This is a genomic window from Nocardioides sp. (assembly GCF_030150155.1).
GTDB lineage: Bacteria > Actinomycetota > Actinomycetes > Propionibacteriales > Nocardioidaceae > Nocardioides.
In genome coordinates this window covers 1-21429 of the sequence record NZ_JASLGR010000003.1, presented here as the reverse complement: position 1 = coordinate 21429, position 21429 = coordinate 1, and the positions used below count along the sequence as shown (strand labels likewise).

The following is a 21429-nucleotide window of genomic DNA, read 5'->3' as shown; positions in this document are numbered from 1 at the left end:
TGCCCGCGTCCACTAACATTGTGACAACCAAGACTTGGTTGCCCACACAGTGCACTATTGCACGTGTGAGGTGATCGCTAGAGTTACGGCGGCCATAGCGAGAGGGAAACACCCGGTCCCATCCCGAACCCGGAAGTTAAGTTTCTCAGCGCCGATGGTACTGCAACCGCGAGGTTGTGGGAGAGTAGGACGCCGCCGGACATACTTTATGCGCAGGGCCATCCCGTTCACGGGATGGCCCTGCTGCCATTTCCTGGGAAGATGACCTCATGAAGACGATCACCGTGTCGGCTGTGGTGTTCCGCGATGCCGAGGGCCGCGTGCTCTCGGTGCGCAAGCGCGGGACCGATCGCTTCATGCTTCCCGGTGGAAAGCCGGAGGCCGGCGAGACGCCGGTGGAGACCGCGGTCCGGGAGATCTCCGAAGAGCTGGGAATCACTTTGTCGACGTCGGAGCTCGCCTTGCTCGGCGAGTTCGAGTCCGAGGCGGCCAACGAGCCCGGTCATCTCCTGCGCTCGACCGTCTTCACCTGGCCCCACCCGGTGGAGCCCGTCGTCGCCGCCGAGATCGAGGAAGCGCGGTGGGCAACGCTCGACGAGCTCGAGTTCGACCCCCGCACGGCGCCGATGACCGCGCTGAACGTCGTACCGCTGCTGCGTCGGCTGTAACGATGGGCCACGAGCCGGACAGGTAGAGACATGAGAGCTGCCCGGTTCCGAGCGTTGTACGACGCCAACTTCGATGGTCTGCTGGCCTTCGCGCTGAGGCGGACCCCGTCTGCCGAGGATGCAGCCGACGTGGTCAGCGAGACGTTCCTGGCTGCCTGGAGGCGTCTGGACGACGTCCCGGAGGGCGATGCCCGGCTGTGGCTGTTCGGTGCTGCTCGCCGGGTGATGGCGAACCGTCGGCGAGCGGCGCTGCGTCGCGACCGGCTCGGTTCCCGGCTCCGGTCCGAGTTGGCGGCCGCGGTGCCCGACCATGCGGAGCGGATCGCCACCACGACCGACGTGATGCGGGCGCTGCGTGCGCTGAGCGAGAAGGACCGCGAGGTGCTGGAGCTCTCGTTGTGGGAGGGCCTGGAGCCGCGCGAGATCGCAGCGGTGCTGGGCATCGCCGAGGGCGCCTCGCGGGCACGGCTCTCCCGTGCCAAGGGCAGGTTGCGTGCCCAGCTCGGTGACGATCCGCCCGGAGGCGGACATGTCATAGCCGAGACCACCATCGAAGGGACACTGTCATGACCTACACCGAGGACGAGGTTCGCCGCCTCCCGCTGACCTACGCTCGTCACGAGCTCCTCGAGGAGCTCCTCGCGCAGCCGTACGACGTCTTCGCACGGCCCCGCCGGCGCACCGCCTACCGGGTGGCGCTGGGCAGTGTCGCAGCAGCCGCCATCGCCGCTGCGGGCGTCACCATCGTCGTGCAGGGGCGCGACCAGGGCTCGGTCCCGCAGGTGAAGGCGCCCTCGGCCGGTCCGACCAGCACGAAGGGCGACTCCGCGTCCCCGTCGGCCTCCGCCGGCACCGGCACGTTCTCGGTGGCCCTGGTCGCCAAGGCCGAGCGGATGCCGCGCCTGATGCTGCAGCGCAGCGGGTGGGCCGTGGACTCGGTCGAGGGCTTCGGGCACGACACCGGTCAGCTGGTGTTCAGCGACGGGGCGGGCTACTTCAGCGTGCACTGGTTCCCGCGGGGCGACTACGACCAGCGGCTGGCCGAGTGGCGCAGCGACCCCGGGCCGTCGGCACCGGCCGACGACGAGTTCACCAGCACCGTGCTGGGGGAGAGGGCGACCTCCTTCCGGCTCGGCGGCAAGGTGACCGTGACGCTGCTCAAGCCCGCCGGTGACTCGTTCGTCGAGCTGCGGGGGATGGACCTCGACGAGACGGCGTACACCGGACTGCTCCAGGATCTGCGTCAGCTCACCGTCCCGGAGTTTCTGGCGGCGATGCCCGCGTCGGTGGTCAAGCCGTCGGCCGCGGCGCAGGAGGCGGCCGCGATGCTCCAGGGCATCCCCGTGCCCGACGGGTTCCGGTTCAAGGCGCCGAAGGAGATGGGTGACCGCTACCAGTTCGGTGCGGCGGTGACGGGCCAGGTGCTCTGTGCCTGGGTCGACGTCTTCAAGACCGGGGCGGCGGGGCGGAAGGCGGCCGCGGACGCGCTCGCCACCAGTCCGTCGTGGCCGATCCTGCAGGAGATGGCCGCGAAGGGCGACTGGCCGGCGCTGTACTGGCAGTACGCCGACGTGGTCGCCTCGGGCACGCTCGTCGGGGACGGCGTCGACCAGGGGTCCTTCGGGTGCCCCGGTGGGGTCGACGGCTGATCGACGTACGGACGCAGCACCGCCCCCGGGAGGATCCTCCCGGGGGCGGTGCCGTCTGGTCTGGGGCGCAGGTGCGCGCTCAGGCGGGGGAGACGTCGAGGACGACCTCGAACTCCAGCAGGTCTGCGCCGGTGGAGACCGGACGGCGGGGAGTCTCGCCCTCGGGGGTGGCGTGGGCGGCGCGCGCGTCGCCGTCGCGCCAGGCGGCGAACGCCTCCTCGCTCTCCCATTGGGTGACGACGAAGTAGCGGCTCTCCCCGGCGGTGGGGCGCAGCAGCTGGAAGCCGAGGAAGCCGGGTGAGCCCTCGACCGCGCCGGCGCGGGCGGCGAAGCGCTTCTCGAGCTCGGGGCCGGCGCCCTCGGGGACCTGGATGGCGTTGATCTTCACGACGGACATGGGGTGAGCCTAGTGCGCGGTGGCGAACCCGGATCTGGGCTGTGGCGAACCCGGAAGTCGGCGGTGGTGAACCCGGAAGTCGGCGTCAGGGGACGGACTTGATCCGGTAGACCATCAGCGTCCCGGCGATCGCCACCACCGCTGAGACGGTGAAGAGCAGACCGAAGCCCGAGGCGTTGATCAGGCCGCTGGCGAAGAGGGCGCCGAAGGCCTGCGGGCCGGCCGAGCCGATGTTCATGATGCCGAGGTCCTTGGCCCGGTCCTCGGCGGCGGGGAGCACCGCGGTGATCAGGGCCTGGTCCACGGCCATGTAGGCGCCGTACCCGGCCCCGGCGAGGGCGGCGGCGACGTACGTCATCGGGAGGGAGGGCGCCAGGGCGAGGAGCACCCCGCTCGAGGCCGACAGCGCGGCCGCCCAGGCGACGAAGATCCGGCGCTTGCCGCTGCGGTCCGAGAGCGTGCCGGCCACCCAGGTCGCGATCAGGGTCGCCGCCAGATAGGCCAGCAGCACCAGCGTCAGGGTGCCGTCCGGGTCGTGCACCCGCAGCCCGTCGCGCAGGAAGAAGAGCATCTGGGTGGTGCCTAGGGCGTTGCCGAGGTTGACCAGCAGCCGGCCGGCGAAGCCCCAGGCGAAGTCGGGGTCGGCGCGCGGGTCGACGGCCATCGTGGCGAAGATGTCGCGGATCCGGACCGTGCCCGCCCCCGACGCCGGTACGACGTCACGCTGACGCAGCAGCCAGGGCAGCACGCACACCACCAGCACCGCCGCGATCACCAGGTAGCGCCCCAGGTCCGAGAGCCCGCCGACGGCGACCACCCCGAACAGGATCCCGACCGCCTGGGGGCCGTACATCGCCGCCGAGATCACGCCGCGCTGCTGCTCGGGCACCTGGTCGGCCACCACCGCGGCCAGGGTCGCGGACAGGATGTTGTAGCCGACCGAGGCCACGGTCCAGGCCACCCCGATCAGCATCCACTGCGTCATCAGCCCCGAGGCCACGATCCCGGCGGCGAAGACCGCCAGCCCGATCACGACCCAGACCCGGCGCCGGCCGAACGGCGAGCGGGTCCTGTCGCACAGCGCCCCGAAGAGCGGCAGGGTGATGATCGCGACCACGCCGACGACCCCGTTGATGATGCCGAAGTCCCGGATCGAGTGGCCCGGGTCGACGTGGTCGAGCTGCTCGGGCAGGGCCAGCTGGATCGGCACCAGCCAGGCCAGCCAGATGCCGAACCAGACCAGGCCGAAGCGCGAGGTCCAGCCGCGAGTGACGGGGGCGCTCACCGTCGTGGCCGTGCTCATGGCGCTCACCCTTCCACGCCCGGACCCGCAGCGTGCGCAGGTTCGCGTAGGTTCGCCCCATGACTGCGTCCCCGTCCCCGGTGCTGCGCTGGGGGATCCTCGCGACCGGCAAGATCGCCCACCAGTTCGCCGCCGACCTGCGGCTGGTCCCCGATGCCCGGCTGGAGGCCGTCGGGTCGCGGAGCCTGGCCTCGGCGGAGGCCTTCGTGACGGCGTACGACGGCCGGCCCGACGCCCCGGGCCGAGCCCGCGGCTATGGCTCCTACGAGGCGCTGGTGGCCGATCCTGACGTCGACATCGTCTACGTCGCGACCCCGCACTCACGCCATCTGGACGATGCCCGGCTGGCGTTGGAGGCGGGCAAGCACGTGCTGTGCGAGAAGCCGCTGACGCTGCGCACCAGTGACGCCGAGACCCTGGTCGCGCTGGCCCGCGAGCGCGGCCTGTTCCTGATGGAGGCGATGTGGACCGCCTGCCACCCCACCATCATCGACGTCGCGGCCCGGGTGCGGGCCGGTGAGTTCGGCAGGCCTGCACACCTGCACGCCGAGCTCGGCTTCGTCGTCCCCGAGGACCCGACCAGCCGGCTGCTCGACCCGCGGCTGGGTGCCGGCGCGCTGCTCGACATGGGGATCTACCCGCTCACCTTCGCCCACCTGATGCTGGGGCCGGCCGAGCGGATCACCGCCCAGGCCGACGTGGTGAGCACCGAGCACGGCAGCTACGACGCCTCGGTGGTGATGACCGGGCGCTACGCCGGGGGAGCGCTGGCGACGATGGCCGCCTCGATGCGGTCGTGGTCCTCGCGGGCGGCGGCGATCGCGACCGACCGGGGCCGGCTCACCTTCGACGACTTCCACCACCCGACCCGGGTGGTCTTCACCCCGCACGTCGCCAAGACCGCGTGGACCGACGACGAGCGCTCCACCGCACCCCAGGAGCTCGTCGGTGCCGAGCCGGTGATCGGGCGGGGCTACGGCAACGAGATCGTCGAGGTGCACCGCTGCGTGCGGGCCGGGCTCACCGAGTCGCCGCGGGTGCCGTGGGAGCAGACCCTGACCCTGATGCGGGCGATGGACGCGATCCGGGCCGAGGTGGGTGTGACCTACGAGGTCTGAGGTCCGGCCGGGGGTGCCTGGGCTGCCAGCAGGGCGTCCAGCTTGGCCTCCAGCCGCTCGATGTCGGCCTTGGTCGCCGACTCGTACTCCGACCTGACGCTGACCACGATCGCGCCGCCGGGCTCGAGGGAGACCTCGTCGACCTCGCCGACGTTGTTGGCGCCCTGGCGGCGCAGGGCGACCTCGACGTCCCCGCGGCGCAGACCCTCGTCGGCCAGTGCGTGCTCGTCCCAGGCGCCGTCGCGCGCCAGCACCGTCGGCGTACCTTCAAAGAGGCGCGAGGCCCAGTCGGACTGGCGCACGATGCGGACCACGACCGCGTTGGCCATGATCAGCACGACGGCGCCGATGATGCCGCCCAGCATCGAGTTGTCGGGGCCGATGATGGCGTTCTGGACGACGTTGGACAGCAGCAGCATCACGACCAGGTCGAACGCGTTGAGCTGGGCCAGGTCGCGCTTGCCGGCCAGGCGGAGGAGCGCGGCGAGGACCAGGTAGACGGCGATCGTGCGGATCACCTTGTCCGGCAGGGACACCTGCATGTCCAGGAGGTCGTTCCACATGCGACCTACTCTCGCACCAGCACTAGGCTGGGACCGTGCTGAACATCCCCGACGCTCCGGCCATCGCAGGCGCCCGCCACGTTCACTCCGGGAAGGTGCGTGACCTCTACGAGCTGACCGAGGGTCCGTACGCCGGCGAGCTGCTGATGGTGGCCAGCGACCGGATCAGCGCCTTCGACTACGTGCTCGAGTCGACGATCCCGGACAAGGGCGAGATCCTCACCCGGCTCTCGCTGTGGTGGTTCGACCAGCTCGAGTCGATGGTCTCCAACCACGTCCTGTCCCGCGAGGTCCCGGTCGCCGTGGCAGGTCGCGGCCTGATCGTGCGCAAGCTCCAGATGTTCCCGGTGGAGTGCGTCGCGCGCGGCTACCTGACCGGGTCGGGCCTGGTCGACTACGCCGCCACCGGCGAGGTCTGCGGGGTCGCGCTGCCCGAGGGCCTGGTCGACGGGTCGCGGCTGCCGCGCCCGATCTTCACCCCTGCCACCAAGGCCGAGCTCGGCGACCACGACGAGAACGTCAGCTACGAGGCCGTCGCCCACCAGATCGGCGAGGACGACGCCGCCGAGCTGCGTCGCCTGACGCTGGAGGTCTACGAGCGTGCCGACGAGATCGCGCGCGGTGCGGGCCTGATCCTGGCCGACACCAAGTTCGAGTTCGGGGTCAAGCACGACGACCTGGGCAACCGCACGATCGTGCTCGCCGACGAGGTGCTCACCCCCGACTCCAGCCGGTACTGGTCGCTGGCGGACTGGAAGCCCGGCCAGGTGCAGCCGTCCTACGACAAGCAGATCGTGCGCAACTGGCTGCTCTCCCCGGCCTCGGGCTGGGACAAGAGCTCCGGCGAGCAGCCGCCCGCGCTGCCGGCCGAGGTGATCGAGCGCACCCGTGCGCGCTACGTCGAGGCCTACGAGCTCCTCACCGGCGACCGGTTCTGACCGTGTGAGTGTCTCGACGGTCTCTGGACCGTCGAGACACTCACACGGCGATCAGGCCCGTGCCGCGGGGTGCGAGGCCAGCCAGGCGTCGAACGCCTCGGCGGAGGTCTTGGCCGGGGTGTAGCCGAACGTCTCCTTGAGTCGACTGTTGGCCAGCACCGGGCGGTACTGGAGGAACTTCGTCTGCTCCGGACCGTACTGGCTCAGCCGCAGCGGGTGCAGCACCGCCAACGCAGCGCGGAGCACCGGCTCGGGGATCGGCAGCGTCTTCTTGCCCAGCCTGGCGGCGATCTGGTCGATGGTGAGCGCACCGTCACCGGCGACGTTGAAGGTTCCGCTCACCTCTCCGGTCGCGGCCTGCACCACGATCTGGGCCAGGTCCTCGTCCCAGATGAAGACGAAGGGCGACCTCGCGCCGGCGATCTTGAGCAGCCGCTTCTTATGGAACAGGTCGGTGATCTGATTGTCGACGGTGGCGCCCAGGATCGTGCCGATCCGCAGCACCACCTGCTCGAGGTGGGGGTAGGCCGCACGGGTGCGGGCGAGCTCCTCCTCGACCAGACGCTTGTGCTTGGCGTAGGCGAACGCGTCGTTGCCGCGCACCGGCTGCTCCTCGTCGATCCAGGCCGGAGAGTCGGCGTGGTAGCCGTAGGCGGCGCCCGAGGAGGAGACCACCAGCCGGCGCACGCCGGACGCCAGGCAGGCCGCGATGACGTTCTTCGAGCCGTCCACGTCGACCCGGTACGCCGCCTCCTCGCCCAGCCCGGGCGGAGGAGTGACGATGGAGGCGAGGTGGATCACGACGTCGTGTCCGGCGACCGCCGCCGCCACGGTCTCGGCTGAGGTCACATCGAGGTCGACGTACCTGACGCCAGGGGTCTCGGTGCGGGGCGGACGGATGTCGCCGCTGGTGACGGCGAGACCGGCTGCGGCCAGCTGTGGGACGACAGAGGAGCCAAGGAAGCCGGAGCCACCTGTGACCAGAACACGCGATGCCATCAGGCCAGTGCCTTTCCAGGAACGGGGGAGGGGAGGGGGCGACGGGCCCAGAGCTGGGCGACGACCAGGCCGGCGATGATGTCCCAGATGCCCCACCAGGCGGCGACCAGGGCCATCCCGCCGAGGCCGCCGAAGAGCTCGAAGACGAGGAGCAGGCCCAGGCCGGCGTTGCGGATCCCGACCTCGAAGGTCATCGCGCGCTGGGCGCGGGGCGGCAGGCCGGAGATCCGAGCGATGGACCAACCCAGGGCCAGGGCGAGGGCGTCGTGCAGTGCGACGGCGATCAGCACGACGCCGATGTAATCGGTGAAGACACTCCAGTTCTTCGCCAGGCCGATGACGATGATCGCGAACAGGCCGAGAAACGCGATCCGGCTCACCCAGGGGTGCGCGGCGGCCGCGGCCCGCGGCCACAGGTGCCGGATGGTCAGGCCCAGGACGAACGGGAGGCCGATGACCAGGATGATCTCGCTGAGCAGATCCCACGCGGTGACGTCGATCTTCTCCAGGAAGTTCTTCCCGGTCGGGTGCCAGCCGCCCCAGAGCGCGAAGTTCAGCGGCATCACGACGATGGCGATCAGGTTGGAGACCGCGGTCATCGAGACCGAGAGCGCGACGTCCCCCTTGGCGCGGTGGGTGAGGATGTTTGACACGTTGCCGGGCGGGCAGCAGGCCACCAGGATCATCCCGAGTGCGACCGAGCCGCGGACCTGCAGCACCAGGGTGAGCGCGAAGGTGATGGCGGGGAGGGCGACGAACTGCGCCACGATCGCGACCGCGAACGCCCAGGGGCGGGAGAAGGCGGTCTTGAAGTCGACCAGCTTGGTGTCCAACGCGATCCCGAACAGGATCGCGCCGATCACGATCTTGAGCGTGGTGAGCTGGCTCGGGTTGAAGACGATCTGGGCGGCGTCGACGCCGCCGTTGGCACCCAGGCCGGGCAGTGCGGTGATCATCGGTTGCTCTCCAGGCCCGCGAGCGCGGCGATCTCGGAGCGGACAGTGGTCCGGTAGGCGTCCTTGTTGACGTAGTACGCCATCCGGTCCAGGCCGAGGTAGCGATAGCCGCCGGAGAGGTCCGGGCGGGGACCGGCGGCGCGGCGGTCGAACTGCTCGCGACGCGCCGGGTCGGTGTGAGGGTCGAGGTAGGTCGCGACCAGCTCGGCCTGCTCGGCGCGGCCCTGCCAGCCGATCCCGGAGGCCTCGATCATGCCGACCACGAAGAGGCCGGGCGTCGGCGCGACGATGTTGAGGTAGAGGTCGGGAGCAGCGCCGGTCCAGTTCAGCAGCGCCTTGTCCAGGAACGGGTAGTGCAGCCGGTAGCCGGTGGCCAGGACCACCATGTCGTACGCCGCGCTGGTGCCGTCCTTGAACCTGACCGTCTCGCCGTCGAAGCGCTCGATGTCGGCGACGACGCGCGCGTCCCCGTGACCGAGGTGGTGCAGGATCAGGGAGTTCACGATCGGGTGGGACTCGTAGAGCTTGTGGTCGGGCTTCGGGAAGCCGAACCGGGCCGGGTCGCCGGTGAACGCTTTGAGCACCCGGGAGTCGATCGCCTGCTTGATCCTGGCGGGCAGGGGCTTGCCGTTGTTGAGCGTGTCGGCCGGCTTGCCGAAGAGGTACTTCGGCACGAAGTGGTAGCCGCGGCGGACCGACAGGTCGACGCTGGCGGCATGGTGGACCGCATCCACGGCGATGTCGCACCCGGAGTTGCCGGCTCCGACGATCAGCACGCGCTGGTCGGTGAAGATCCGCGGATCCTTGTAGACGCTGGTGTGCAGGATCTGGCCGGTGAAGGTCTCCTGGCCGGCGAAGGCCGGGATGTTCGGCGCTGACAGGGTGCCGTTGGCGGCAATGACGGCGGTGAACTGCTCACGGTGCGACTCGCCGTCGCGGGTCGTCCAGGTCACCGTCCAGGCGCCGGTGGCGGGGTCGTGGGTGACCGCGGTGACCTCGGTGCCGAACCGGATCCGACGGCGGAGGTCGAACCGGTCGGCGTACGCGTGGAAGTAGCGGCGCAGCTCACGGTGACTGGGGTAGTCCGCGACGTCGTCAGCCATCGGGAACTCGGCGAACTGGGTGGTGGTCTTCGACGAGATCAGGTGGGCCGACTGGTAGACGGTCGAGCGCGGATGGGTGATGTCCCAGAGCCCGCCGACGTCGTCGGCCAGCTCGAAGCCGGTCCAGGTGATGCCGTGCTTGTCCAGACTGCGTGCGGCGGCCAGCCCGCTCGGGCCGGCACCGATGATCGCAACGTTCTGATTCACGCACCGGAGTATGGCAAAAGGTCCTCCGAGATTCTGACCTGGCTCTAGAGACAATGTCATGAACTGGCGGCTCGGCGTCACTGGAGAACTTTGTGACTCGTCAGTAACATGTGATGCACACCACCCGTGAGATGGAGGGCTTCGATGCCGTCGTACAACCTCGCCTCGCTCCTTGAGGACTCTGCCCAGGCCTATCCGGAGCGCGACGCGGTCGTGATCGGCGACGTCCGGCTGACCTACGCCCAGCTCGACCAGATGGCGAACCAGGTCGCGGGTCTGCTCGCCTCGCAGGGGATCGGCAAGGGCGACAAGGTCGCGCTGATGGCTCCGAACGTGCCGTACTTCTCGATGGTCTACTTCGGCATCCTCAAGGCCGGCGCGGCGGTCGTCCCGCTCAACGTGCTGCTCAAGGCCCGCGAGGTGGCCTACCACCTCAAGGATTCCGACGCGAAGGCCCTCTTCGCCTTCGAGGGCACCCCCGACCTCGCGATCGGGGCCGAGGCTCACGCCGGTGCCACCGACGCCGGCGTCGACAACCTGGTGCTGATCACCGCCAACCCGTTCGGGGAGTCCCCGATCGAGGGCGTGCCCACCCTCTTCGGCGCGATCGGTGCGTTCGGCAACACGTTCGAGACGGCCGACACCGACGAGGACGACACCGCGGTGATCCTCTACACCTCCGGCACCACCGGCCAGCCCAAGGGCGCCGAGCTGCGCCACCGCAACATGCGCGACAACGCGCTCTCGGGCACCGACCTGTTCGGCGCCGACGCCTCGCGGCCCGACACGTTCCTCGCCGTGCTGCCCCTCTTCCACGCGTTCGGCCAGACCGTCGTCCAGAACGGCGCCTTCGCGTACGGCGGCACGATGGTGCTCCTCCCGCGGTTCGAGCCCCACGCCGCCCTGGAGCTGCTGGTCAAGGAGAAGGTGTCGTTCTTCGCCGGGGTGCCGACGATGTACTGGGGCCTGCTCGGTGCCCTGGAGGGCGCGTCGGTCGACGTCGCCGACGTCGCCAAGAACCTGCGGATCGCCGTCTCCGGCGGCTCGGCACTGCCTGCCGAGATCCACCACGAGGTGGAGAAGAAGTTCGGCGTCGTGATCGCCGAGGGCTACGGCCTGTCCGAGACCTCCCCGGTCGCCTCCTTCAGCGTGCATGGCGAGCCGGCCCGAGTCGGCTCTATCGGGGTGCCGCTGTCCGGCGTCGAGATGAAGCTCGTCACCCCGGGCGGCTGGGACGAGATCGAGTGGACCCCCGACGCGATCGGCGAGATCGCGATCCGCGGCAACAACGTCTTCAAGGGCTACTACAACCGCCCCGAGGCCACCGCCGAGGTGCTCAGCGAGGACGGCTGGTTCCGCTCCGGCGACCTGGCCAAGCGTGACGCCGACGGCTGGTACTACGTCGTGGACCGGGCCAAGGAGCTGATCATCCGGGGCGGGTTCAACGTCTACCCGCGGGAGATCGAGGAGGTCCTGCTGACCCATCCCGCTATCTCGTTGGCCGCCGTGATCGGCGTACCGCACGAGTCGCACGGCGAGGAGGTCAAGGCCGTCGTGGTGCTCAAGCCCGGCGCCACCGCCGAGCCCGCCGAGATCGTGGCCTGGTCCAAGGAGAACATGGCCGGCTACAAGTACCCGCGCATCGTCGAGATCGTGCCGGCGCTGCCGATGACCGCGACGGGGAAGATCCTCAAGCGCGAGCTCAAGTAGGTGAACGTGGGGAAAGTAACGCCCTGAACGCCACGAACCGGCGGAAAGTCACAGCTGGAGCTGTGACTTTCCGCCGGTTCGGCGTTCTGCGGGCGTTACTTTCCCCACGTTCACCTTGTGCTGCCTCCTCCCGCCTCCCTCCGGTCGCGCAACGAGTGTGAGGAAATCACACTGAGTGTTATTTCGTAACATAACGTGTCGGTGGCGCGCTGCTGCGCGTAACACGGCCTCGACATCCTGGGGGCCGAGCCGCGACCTCGCGGCCTGGTCCTCAGGAGCGAGATGAACCGCGAGCACATCCAACGGCAGGCACGCCGCATCGGCCTGCCCGTCGGGGCGATGATCCTGGCCCTGCTAGTCGGCGGCCTGCTGATCTCCCTGCTCGGGGTCTCCCCGTTCAGCGCGGCCCAGACCGTGGTCAACGCGGGCTTCTCGTGCAGCACGGACTACTGCAACCTCGGCACCACGCTCTCCCTGGCCGGGCCGATCATCCTCTGCGCGCTGGGCGCGGTGGTGAGCCTGCGGTCGGGGCTGTTCAGCATCGGTCAGGAGGGGCAGTACGCCCTCGGGGGGCTGGCCGCGGCCGTGGTCGGCTCGCAGCTTCACCTCCCCGGCGGTCTGCACCCTGTGGTCTGCCTCCTGGCCGCCGCGGCGATCGGTGCGGCCTGGGGCGTCATCCCCGCGCTGCTCAAGGTGACCCTGGGGGTCAACGAGCTGATCATCACGATCGTGCTCAACGCCATCGCGGCGCTGCTGGTCGACTTCCTCGTCAACTACCCGCTGCGCGCCGAGGCCTCCACGGTCGGGTACACGCACACCGTCGACGAGTCGGCCCGGCTGCCGCTCTTCGACACCTCCACCAAGTTCGGAGTCGCCTTCGTGCTCGCCGTCGTTGCCTGCGTCGGCGTGTGGATCTTCCTCAACCGCAGCACCCGGGGCTACGAGCAGCGGATGAGCGGCGAGGCGGGTGCTTTCGCTCGCTACGCCGGCATGTCCGGCACCGGGGCGGTGTTGCGCGCGGGCTGGATCGGCGGCGCGCTCGCCGGTCTGGGTGGAGGGATTCAGGTGCTGGGCACCAACTACCGGGTGATCGAGGGGTTCAGCGACGGCACCGGCCTGACCGGCCTCACCGCCGCGATCCTGGGCGGCACCTCGGCGATCGGAGCGGGCATCGTCGGCATCCTGTACGCCGGCATCACCGTCGGTGCGGTCAACGGTCTGCAGATCTCGTTGGGCGTCCCGCGTGAGATCGGCTCAACGGTGCTGGCCCTGATGATCGTCTTCGTCGCCACGCAGGCTCCGCTGCTCGAGCGTCTCGACCGGCGCCGGGATCGACGTCGATCGCGGGAGTACGGCCCACCCGGCCCCGCTGACCCCGACTGCCCGACCACCCCCGACACCCCCGACACCCCCGACACCCCCGACACCCCCGACACCCCCGTTCTCGCCGCCTCGAGCCCCCAGGAGTAGTCGTGCTTTCGCTTGCGGACTTCCTCAACTCCGGCATTCGGCTCAGCGTTCCGATCCTTTTCGCCGCGATCGCCTCGGTGATCAGCGCTCGGGCGGGCATCCTCAACCTCGCCATCGAGGCCAAGGTCCTGGCCGGGGCCTTCGTCGGCATCGTCGTGGCCTCCCCCACCGGCAGTCCGCTGCTCGGCATCGTGGCCGCTGCCACCACCGGGGCCGCCCTCGGTGTGCTCCTTGCCGGCGCGCACCGCATCGGCGTCGATCTGGTCGTGCTCGCGATCGGGCTGAACATGCTCGTGCTGCAGGCCACGGTCTTCGTGATGCGCTCCTTCCTCGGTGGCGTCGGCACCTATGCCCCCGACGTGGACCGGCTCGAACCTGTCCGGATTCCGGGCATCGAGCACGTCGCGTTCCTCGACCATCTGCTGGCCCGGCTCAATCCGATGGTCTACCTCGCCTTCGTCCTGGTCGGCGTGCTCGGCTTCTTCCTGCGCACCCGCCCCGGTCGGCATCTGCTGGCAGTGGGGGAGGCGCCCAAGGCGGCGGCCAGTGCCGGACTACGGGTCGAGCGCACCCAGCTGTGGGCGTTGGTCGCCGCCGGTGCCTGCGCCGGGATCGGCGGGGCGTTCCTCTCCGTCGGCGACCTGGGTCTGTTCACCCGCAACATGAGCGCCGACCGTGGCTGGATCGGAATCACCGCGGCGCTGCTCGCGGTCAACCGACCGGCGTTCCTGGTCCCGGCCGTGGCCGTCTTCGGCTTCGCCAGCGCCGCCAGCATCCGGCTCCAGGGGCTTGACGTACCACCGACGCTCACGCAGTTCGTCCCGCAGGGCGCCGCCCTGATCGCACTGATCCTGGTCGGCGTGCGTTCCCGGTCGCGCGGCCACCTGCTCCGGCTGTGGCGCCACTCCAGTCGCCTCCGGCTGCGTACGCCGGCCTCCGCACCGCCCTCCGCCGACCATCCCGATCAGCCCGACACCCCCCACAGCCCCGCAGCACCCACCACCCCCGAGGAGAAGCACCGTGTCCCGTTCACGTAGCCCCCGCTCGCACCACCACCCCCGCCGCCGCGCCCTCGACTTCGCCGTCGCCGGTATCGCCCTGGCCGCCGTCGCCTCGCTCAGCGCCTGCGGCGGCTCGGACTCGGCGGGAACCGGGGCGGCCAAGGCCGACCACACATCCGACAAGTCGGCCTTCAGCTATGCCCTCGTCACCCCCGGCGCAGCCGGCGACGGCGGCTATATCGACTCCTCGATCGCGGGGACGAAGGAGGCCGAGAAGACCCTCGGCGTCACCGGCCGCGTCGTCGAGGCCGAGTCGGTCTCCCAGCAGGAGGGCGTACTGCGCTCCACCGTGGCCACCAAGCCGGGCATCATCCTGGCCCCCGGCCTCGACCCCGACTCGCTGCTGGCCGTGGCCAAGGAGAACCCCGACCAGCTTTTCGGCGTGCCCAGCGACATCTTCGTCGACGATCTGCCCAAGAACGTCCAGGCTTTCGCGATCAACGTGCACGAGTCGAGCTATCTCGGCGGCTACATCGCCGGCTCGCTCACCACCACCAAGAAGGTCGGCGCCGTGCTCGGCATCGACAACCCGGGCCTCAACCAGTTCTTCTACGGCTACAAGCAGGGCGTCCTGGCTGCCTGCCCGGACTGCACCGTGACGCCGACCTACCTCAACGGCGAGTTCTCCAACCCGTCGGTCGGCCAGGAGGCCGCGCTCGCGCTGTACCAGGGTGGCAACGACATCGTGTACGCCGTCGCGGGCCTGTCCGGTCAGGGCGTTTTCGCGGCCGCCAAGCAGGAGAAGGCCTACGCCATCGGAGTGGACTCCAACCAGGACGGCGACGCCGCCGGCACCGTGATCGTCTCGGTGATGAAGCGCGTCGACCAGACCACGCTCAACCTGATCCGCGACGCCAAGGAGGGCAAGTTCCAGTCTGGCTTCGTCGCGGCCGGGATGGCCGACGGCGTCACGGGCCTGTCCTGGGACGACGGCTCGACCGTCTTCGCCGACAACGGCCCGGCCGAGATGACCGGCAAGCTCGAGGCCCTGAAGAAGTCCGTGGCCGAGCAGCGTGAGCAGATCCTGGCCGGAACCATCGAGGTCTGTGACGCGCTCAACGAGCCGACCGCCGCCGCCTGCGCCCGGCTGGGGGTGAAGGGCTGAGATGACGACCACCACGCTCACCTCGACCCCGCGGCTGGAGGTGCGAGGGCTGCGTAAGTACTTCGCCTCCACCGGCGTGCTCGCGGTCGACGACGTCTCCCTCGAGGTCGGGGCGGGTGAGGTGGTCGCGATCATCGGGGAGAACGGCACCGGCAAGAGCACGCTGATGAACCTGCTGTTCGGGGTGCACAGCCCCGACGCCGGGCAGATCCTCGTCGACGGGGCTCCGGTCACGGTGCGTTCCACCCAGGACGCTCTCGACCACGGCATCGGCATGGTGCACCAGCATTTCGAGCTGGTGCCCAGCTTCACCGTCGCCCAGAACGTCCTGCTGGGACGTGAGCCGGTTCGTCGCGGCCGCTACGACGACCAGGCGGCCTGTCGGCGGGTAGCCGAGATCGCCGACGCGAGTGGGTTGGGCATCGACCCGACCCGCTGCGTCGGCGACCTCCCGGTCGGGATGCAGCAGCGGGTGGAGATCCTCAAGGCGCTGGCCGCCGACGCCCGGCTGCTCATCCTCGACGAGCCCACTGCCGTGCTGACGCCGAGTGAGGCTGAGGACCTGCTGGTGATGGTGCGCCGCCTGGCTGAGGCCGGGCGCTCGGTGCTCTTCATCTCACACAAACTGCCCGAGGTGCAGGCGATCGCCGACCGGATCGTGGTGATGCGCCGTGGCCGCGTGGTGAGGACCGTACGCCGTGGCGAGTCCGACGACGCCGAGCTGGCCCGTCTGATGGTGGGCCGCGACGTCCTCCTCACCGCGCTGCGTGCCGAGCACCACCCCGGTGCCGAGGCGTTGCGGGTGCAGGGCGCGCGTCTCGCGCCGACGGCCGAGGGCACCGCCGGCCTGGTCGACGTCGACTTGAGCGTGCACGCCGGCGAGATCGTCGGCATCGCCGGGGTCAGCGGCAATGGCCAGGACGAACTCGTCGACGCCATCGCCGGACTCCGTCGCCTGGAGGCCGGCACCGTCACGCTGGCAGGTCGCGACGTCACCGCCGACAGCCCTGCCGACCTGCGCCGGGCTGGGCTCGCCCACATCGCCGGCGACCGGCTCAAGGTCGGGCTCAATGTCGGGGCCAGCCTGGAGGAGAACGCCGTCGCGACGGCGTACCACTCCTCGCGCTTCTCCCGCCGTGGCCTGATCCGCTTCGGTGCCCGACGGCGCTTCGCCCAACAGATCATCGCCGACTACGAGGTCCGCGGTGGCTCGCCGACCGGGCCGGTCGGGTCGCTGTCGGGCGGCAACATGCAGAAGGTCGTGATCGGCCGTGAACTCTCCGGCGACCCGATGGTGGTGCTGGCCAACCAGCCCACCCGCGGCCTCGACGTCGGCTCGATCGAGTTCGTCCACGCGGCCCTGTCGCGGGCTAGGACGGCGGGCAGTGGGATCGTGCTCGTCTCTGCCGAGCTCGACGAGGTGATCGCCCTCAGCGACCGGATCGCGGTGATGTACGACGGCCACCTGATCGGGCCATTCGACTGCGACCAGATCGACCGTGACCGGATCGGCCGTCTGATGGCCGGCGGCAAGGAGACCCTGTGAACCACCCTCTCACCGACTTTCTCGACGTCACCGTGGCCCGTCCGCGCCTCGTCGTCGCCGACCTGGTCGTGCTCAACGACTCGCTCGGCACCGTGTACACCCCCGGCGTGGTCGAGATTGTCGAGGGCCGCATCGTCGACGTCTCGGCGGTGATCGGTCCGCGACCGAGCGGCCCGGACGTGACCGACCTGGGTGCCAGCGTGCTGATGCCCGGCCTGGTCAACGCCCACGCTCACACCCCGATGTCGCTGATCCGCGGCGTCGGACAGGGCCACTCGCTGCTCACTATGGAGGGATTCCTCGCGGTGCTGCGTCACCACGAGGCCCACCTCACCCCTGACCTGGTGCCGGCCTCGGTCGCCGTCAGTTGCGCCGACTTCATCCGGCACGGCACCACCGCCTTCGCCGATCAGTACTTCTTCGCCGACCGGATCGCCCCGACCGTGGTCGCCTCGGGCCTGCGCGCCATGCTGGCCTGGGGGATCGTCGAGCTCGGCGACGACGAGGCTCGGGCCCGCGAGCTCGGTGCCGCGATCGGCTTCGCCGAGTCCATCGCCCGCACCACGCCTCGGGTTGAGGGATGGCTGGGGCCGCACGCGTTCTTCGTCGACAACCAGCCCGAGGCGATGCTCGCCGCCCGCGACGCCGCGGCCCGGCTCGGCACCGGGATGCACGTCCACTTCTCCACCTCGGGGGAGGAGGACGCGTGGTGCCGGGCGGCGTACGGCCACACGGCGATCGAGGAGTTGCTCGCGATCGGGATGTTCGACGTACCCACGATCATGGCGCACTGCACGACCCTTCCCGTGGAGCAATTGCCGCTGCTGGCCGGTACCGGCGCCGCGATGGCGGTGGTGCCGTCGGTGGCGATGCAGTCCGGCGTCCCGGCCGCTCCCGTGCGCGAAGCTCTCGATGCGGGGGTCACGGTCGCCCTGGGCAGCGATAATCCCTGTAACAACACCAACGCCGACCTGTTCGAGGAGATGCGGATGCTGGGCAAGCTCGCCGCCTTCACCTCACGCGTGCCCAACCAGGTCACCCCACGGGAGATCCTGCAGATCGCCACCGTCGGCGGGCATCGCTCCTTCGGTCACGCCGGAGACGACGGGCGGCTGGTGCCCGGCGCGGTCGCCGACCTGATCGCGATCCCGGTCTCGGAGATCTGGGCCGGTCCTGCCGGGGCGCAGTCGCTGGAGGCGGCGCTGGTCTACGGCACCTCGGGTGCCTCGGTCAGCCACACCATGACCGATGGTGCCTGGCTGATGAGCGAGGGCCGGTTGCATACGATCGATTTGGCGGCCGCGCGTGCCCAGCAGCAGGCCGACTTCGACGTCCTCGCGGGCCGGATGACCGCGGCCTCGAGCGCACCGGCGGGGGAGGTCTGATGGACGTCACGACGCGCCGTGGCGCGATCGAGGAGCTCATCACCCGAGTCGGTGAGGTCCAGTTCGCCGAGTTGGCCGAACGGTTCGGCGTCAGCGAGATGACCGTACGCCGCGACATCGAAGCCCTCCAGAAGGCCGGGGTGGTCCGCCGCGTCTCCGGCGGGGCGATCGCGGCCGGCTCGACCGCCCTCGAACCGCCCTACGACACCCGGGCCGGCCACGCCGCCGGGCCCAAGGCGCGGATCGCCGCCGCCGTCGTCGACCTGCTCGTGCCCGGCGAGACCGTCGCGCTCGACTCCGGCTCGACGGTGGCCGCCGTCGCCGCCGCGATCCGGGGGCGCGGGCTGGGCCTCACCGTCCTCACCCCTGCGATCGGCGTCGCCCTCACCCTCGCCGACGAGCCCGACACCACGGTGATCCTCACCGGCGGGGTGGTCCGCCCCGGCGAGCACAGCCTGATCGGCTCCGAGGCCGAGGGCCTGTTCGCCCGGTTCAACTGCGACACCTTCGTGATCGGTGTAGCCGGCGTCGATGCCGAGCGGGGGCTGAGCGACTATCACCCCGCTGAGGCCGGAGTGAAACGTGCCGCGATCACCGCCTCACGGCGGCTGATCGTGGGGGCCGACGCCAGCAAACTCGGGCGAGTCCACCTCGCCTCCGTCGCCCCATTGGATCGGGTGGCGGCGCTGGTCACCGACGCCGACCCCTCCGACCCGACCGTGGTCGCGGCCTCCGCGACGGGCGCCGCCGTGGTGCACGTCCACCCCTGAGACCCGGCTCTGCTGCGGTGCCTGCGGGTGCCGGCGTACGCCCTGGGTCGTCCCACCCACCCCTGACCTGTCCCTGCGCCGACCGCTGGTGTCGGCGTGTCACTCGATTGGAGAACCCATGTCCACGTTCCGCTCGATCTTCCCCGGCGTCGACAAGCCGCTGATCGCGATGGCCCACGTCCCCGCCTTGCCGGGCACGCCGCTGTACGACAGCGCCGGCGGTGTCGAGGCTCTGGTCGACCACGTCCGTGCCGACGTCGCGATGCTGGTCGAGGCCGGATTCGACGCGGTGATGTTCTGCAACGAGAACGACCGGCCCTATCAACTGCACGCCGGCCCGGAGGCCTCGGCCGTGATGGCGCGCGTGGTCACCGAGTGCCGCCCCAGCGCGATCCCGTTCGGCGTGGATTACCTGTGGGATCCGCGGATCGCGCTGGCCGCTGCGGTAGCCACCGGCGCCTCCTTCATCCGCGAGGTCGTCAGTGGGGTGTGGGAGTCCGACATGGGGCTGTGGAACACCGACGCGGCCAGCGTGCTGCGTGAGCGGCGCCGCCTCGACGCCGAGGACATCGCGATCTTGATGAACATCTCCCCGGAGTTCGCCTCCCCGATCGGCACTCGGACCTTCGCCCAGGTCGCCCACTCCACGGTGGTCTCTTCGCTGGCCGACACCATCTTGGTCTCGGGCCCGATGGCCGGGGCCGGGCCCGACCCCCGGGTGCTGCGCGAGGTCCGCGAGGCCGTCGACCCGGCCGTGCCGGTGCTGCTCAACACCGGGGCCAAGGCCGAGACGATCGCCGACATGCTCCAGATCGCCGACGGCTGCATCGTGGGCTCCTCGCTCAAGGTCGACGGGCACACCTGGAACGCCGTCGACCCCGAGCGTGCCAAGCGGTTCGTCGCCGCGGCCCGGAAGGCCTGAGGCTCCCGATGGCTTCGGTGTCACCGCTGACCCTCGGGATCGACGTCGGCACCACCGGGTTGAAGGTGATCGCCTTCGACCCCGCCGATGGCGTCGTGGCACAGACCTCCCGCTCGAACGCGCTGTCCTCGCCGTACGCCGGATGGGCCGAGGCCTCACCGCGACAGTGGCTCGACCACTGTCTCGACGCGGTGGCCGAGATCGCGGCGCAGGTTGGGCCGGCCCGGGTGGCGGCGCTGGCCACCTCGGGGATGGTGCCCGCCGTGGTGTGTGCAGACGAGGCCGGTACGCCGCTGCGCGCGGCGATCTTGCAGGCCGATGCCCGTGCCGGGGACGAGGTCGCTCAGATCGCCGCCGAACTCGCCGAGCACCGCCCGTTGGAGTGCACCGGCTCGTCGGTCACCCAGCAGTCGGTGGCACCCACGGCACGCTGGCTGGCCGCCCACGAACCGGAGATCTGGGAGCGGACGGCGTGGGTGCTCGGGTCCTACGACTGGCTGCTCGTGGCCCTGGGGGCGTCGCTGCACGTGGAGCGGAACTGGGCGATCGAGTCCGGGCTGTTCCGCCTCGACACCACCGGGTTCGGCCCGGCGCTGCGTGCCGGTGGTCTGGAGGGGCGGGTGCCGCCGGTTGCGGCCAGCGGTGCCGTGGTCGGTGGGCTGAACGCTGCGGCGGCCCGGCGTACCGGTCTTGCCGTGGGGACGCCGCTCGTGGTGGGCGGTGCCGACCACGTGCTGTCGGCGGCCGGGGCCGGTCTGGTCCGCGAGGGGGAGTGGCTGGTCAAGCTTGGCGGGGCCGGCGATCTGCTGGCCGTGTCCGCCGCCCCGGTCGTCGACGAGCGGTTCTATCTCGACGAACACCCCGTTTCCGGGCTGTGGCTGCCCAACGGCTGTATGGCGACCTCGGGGTCGCTGGTGCGCTGGGTGCAGGGCCTGCTCGATATCGACGACCTGCGCTCGATGGACGCTCAGGCGGCGCTCCGGCCGGCGGCTCCGCTGCTGGTGCTGCCGTATTTCCTGGGCGAGAAGTCCCCGCTGAACGACCCGGATCTGCGCGGCGTGATCGCCGGTCTGCAGCTCGGCACCGACAAGGTGGACCTGTATCGCGCCGCCCTGGAGGGGATCGCGTTCGGGTTCCGGCACAACGCCGAGGCGCTGCAGGACGCCGGGGTGCGCTTGGGCGAGGCGACCGTCACCAACGGCGGGGCGACCTCGCAGTTGTGGAAGGAGATCCACGCCAGCGTGCTCGGCGTCCCGCTGCGGACGGTGCTCGATCACCCCGGTGCGTCCTTGGGGGCGGCGATCGCCGCCGCCATCGGGGCGGGGCTGTCGGGTAGCTGGGCTGAGGTGCCCGCGCTGTGCCGCTACGGCGCCCCGGTGCTGCCCGATCCCGGGGCGGTGGGGCGCTATGAGGAGGCGTACGGCCTCTGGCGAGACTTGGGGGTGCGGGTGGCTCCCACGATGCGGAGCCTCGCACGCCGCCCCTGACGTGAACGTGGGGAAAGTAACGCCCGCAGAACGCCGAACCGGCGGAAAGTCACAGCTCCAGCTGTGACTTTC

General features: G+C 70.4%; 20 protein-coding genes and 1 rRNA gene. 15 read left to right on the top strand and 6 right to left on the bottom strand.

The features are described from left to right. The first annotated feature begins 84 nt into the window (after positions 1–84). The 4 genes from rrf to Q1V88_RS00645 all read left to right on the top strand — a co-directional run bounded on the left by rrf (position 85) and on the right by Q1V88_RS00645 (position 2317). Positions 85–201: ribosomal RNA gene (gene rrf / locus Q1V88_RS00660) — 5S ribosomal RNA — on the top strand. A gap of 68 nt (positions 202–269) precedes the next feature. Continuing rightward, positions 270–668, top strand: coding sequence for an NUDIX domain-containing protein (locus tag Q1V88_RS00655; RefSeq protein ID WP_300676259.1), 399 nt, complete (start codon positions 270–272; stop codon positions 666–668). A 30-nt stretch (positions 669–698) separates the two neighbouring features. Further along, a complete protein-coding gene (locus Q1V88_RS00650; RefSeq protein WP_300676257.1) occupies positions 699–1238 on the top strand; it encodes a sigma-70 family RNA polymerase sigma factor in 540 nt (179 codons plus the stop codon). Then, positions 1235–2317, top strand: coding sequence for a hypothetical protein (locus tag Q1V88_RS00645; protein WP_300676254.1), 1083 nt, complete (start codon positions 1235–1237; stop codon positions 2315–2317). The genes Q1V88_RS00650 and Q1V88_RS00645 overlap by 4 nt, the downstream gene beginning before the upstream one ends. A 79-nt stretch (positions 2318–2396) precedes the next feature. On the opposite strand, the gene Q1V88_RS00640 is transcribed toward Q1V88_RS00645, so the two are convergent. Together Q1V88_RS00640 and Q1V88_RS00635 are read right to left on the bottom strand one after the other, a co-directional pair. Further along, on the bottom strand, positions 2397–2714 hold the full coding sequence (locus Q1V88_RS00640) for an antibiotic biosynthesis monooxygenase (protein ID WP_300676252.1): 318 nt from the start codon (positions 2712–2714) through the stop codon (positions 2397–2399). An 85-nt stretch (positions 2715–2799) separates the two neighbouring features. Then, a complete protein-coding gene (locus Q1V88_RS00635) occupies positions 2800–4017 on the bottom strand; it encodes an MFS transporter (protein WP_300676250.1) in 1218 nt (405 codons plus the stop codon). Positions 4018–4076: 59 nt separating this feature from the next. On the opposite strand from Q1V88_RS00635, the gene Q1V88_RS00630 reads away from it, so the two are divergent. Then, on the top strand, positions 4077–5135 hold the full coding sequence (locus Q1V88_RS00630) for a Gfo/Idh/MocA family oxidoreductase (protein ID WP_300676247.1): 1059 nt from the start codon (positions 4077–4079) through the stop codon (positions 5133–5135). On the opposite strand, the gene Q1V88_RS00625 is transcribed toward Q1V88_RS00630, so the two are convergent. Continuing rightward, positions 5123–5698 carry a YetF domain-containing protein gene (locus tag Q1V88_RS00625; RefSeq protein ID WP_300676245.1) on the bottom strand — a complete coding sequence of 192 codons (576 nt, stop codon included), beginning with the start codon at positions 5696–5698 and terminating at the stop codon, positions 5123–5125. The two genes, Q1V88_RS00630 and Q1V88_RS00625, sit on opposite strands and share 13 nt — an antisense overlap. Before the next feature lie 35 nt (positions 5699–5733). Between Q1V88_RS00625 and Q1V88_RS00620 the strand changes: the two genes are divergently transcribed. After that, the gene (locus Q1V88_RS00620; RefSeq protein ID WP_300676243.1) at positions 5734–6636 is read left to right on the top strand and encodes a phosphoribosylaminoimidazolesuccinocarboxamide synthase; all 903 of its coding nucleotides are present in this window, start codon (positions 5734–5736) and stop codon (positions 6634–6636) included. Positions 6637–6687: 51 nt separating this feature from the next. Here Q1V88_RS00620 and Q1V88_RS00615 read toward each other — a convergent pair whose 3' ends face one another. Genes Q1V88_RS00615 through Q1V88_RS00605 form a run of 3 tightly spaced genes read right to left on the bottom strand, consistent with a single transcriptional unit; the run spans position 6688 to position 9901 of the window. Then, complete coding sequence (locus Q1V88_RS00615; RefSeq protein WP_300676241.1) at positions 6688–7635, bottom strand: SDR family oxidoreductase; 948 nt, start codon at positions 7633–7635, stop codon at positions 6688–6690. Beyond that, positions 7635–8591 carry a bile acid:sodium symporter family protein gene (locus tag Q1V88_RS00610; protein ID WP_300676239.1) on the bottom strand — a complete coding sequence of 319 codons (957 nt, stop codon included), beginning with the start codon at positions 8589–8591 and terminating at the stop codon, positions 7635–7637. The genes Q1V88_RS00615 and Q1V88_RS00610 overlap by 1 nt, the downstream gene beginning before the upstream one ends. Continuing rightward, entirely contained in the window at positions 8588–9901 is a 1314-nt protein-coding gene (locus Q1V88_RS00605) for an NAD(P)-binding domain-containing protein (protein ID WP_300676237.1), read from the bottom strand. Before Q1V88_RS00605 ends, Q1V88_RS00610 begins: the two co-directional genes overlap by 4 nt. A 144-nt stretch (positions 9902–10045) precedes the next feature. Between Q1V88_RS00605 and Q1V88_RS00600 the strand changes: the two genes are divergently transcribed. The 9 genes from Q1V88_RS00600 to Q1V88_RS00560 all read left to right on the top strand — a co-directional run bounded on the left by Q1V88_RS00600 (position 10046) and on the right by Q1V88_RS00560 (position 21357). Continuing rightward, complete coding sequence (locus tag Q1V88_RS00600; RefSeq protein ID WP_300676234.1) at positions 10046–11611, top strand: long-chain fatty acid--CoA ligase; 1566 nt, start codon at positions 10046–10048, stop codon at positions 11609–11611. Positions 11612–11893: 282 nt separating this feature from the next. Then, positions 11894–13081: an ABC transporter permease gene (locus tag Q1V88_RS00595; RefSeq protein ID WP_300676231.1), complete on the top strand. Its 1188-nt coding sequence runs from the start codon at positions 11894–11896 to the stop codon at positions 13079–13081. A 2-nt stretch (positions 13082–13083) separates the two neighbouring features. Further along, positions 13084–14118: an ABC transporter permease gene (locus Q1V88_RS00590; protein ID WP_300676228.1), complete on the top strand. Its 1035-nt coding sequence runs from the start codon at positions 13084–13086 to the stop codon at positions 14116–14118. Beyond that, entirely contained in the window at positions 14102–15247 is a 1146-nt protein-coding gene (locus Q1V88_RS00585) for a BMP family ABC transporter substrate-binding protein (protein WP_300676225.1), read from the top strand. The genes Q1V88_RS00590 and Q1V88_RS00585 overlap by 17 nt, the downstream gene beginning before the upstream one ends. 1 nt (position 15248) lies before the next feature. Continuing rightward, entirely contained in the window at positions 15249–16793 is a 1545-nt protein-coding gene (locus Q1V88_RS00580; RefSeq protein ID WP_300676223.1) for an ABC transporter ATP-binding protein, read from the top strand. Beyond that, entirely contained in the window at positions 16790–18178 is a 1389-nt protein-coding gene (locus Q1V88_RS00575; RefSeq protein WP_300676220.1) for an amidohydrolase family protein, read from the top strand. Before Q1V88_RS00580 ends, Q1V88_RS00575 begins: the two co-directional genes overlap by 4 nt. Next, positions 18178–18948 carry a DeoR/GlpR family DNA-binding transcription regulator gene (locus Q1V88_RS00570; RefSeq protein ID WP_300676217.1) on the top strand — a complete coding sequence of 257 codons (771 nt, stop codon included), beginning with the start codon at positions 18178–18180 and terminating at the stop codon, positions 18946–18948. The genes Q1V88_RS00575 and Q1V88_RS00570 overlap by 1 nt, the downstream gene beginning before the upstream one ends. A gap of 118 nt (positions 18949–19066) precedes the next feature. After that, the gene (locus Q1V88_RS00565; RefSeq protein ID WP_300676214.1) at positions 19067–19870 is read left to right on the top strand and encodes a BtpA/SgcQ family protein; all 804 of its coding nucleotides are present in this window, start codon (positions 19067–19069) and stop codon (positions 19868–19870) included. Positions 19871–19878: 8 nt separating this feature from the next. Next, positions 19879–21357: an FGGY family carbohydrate kinase gene (locus tag Q1V88_RS00560; RefSeq protein ID WP_300676211.1), complete on the top strand. Its 1479-nt coding sequence runs from the start codon at positions 19879–19881 to the stop codon at positions 21355–21357. Positions 21358–21429 lie beyond the last annotated feature (72 nt).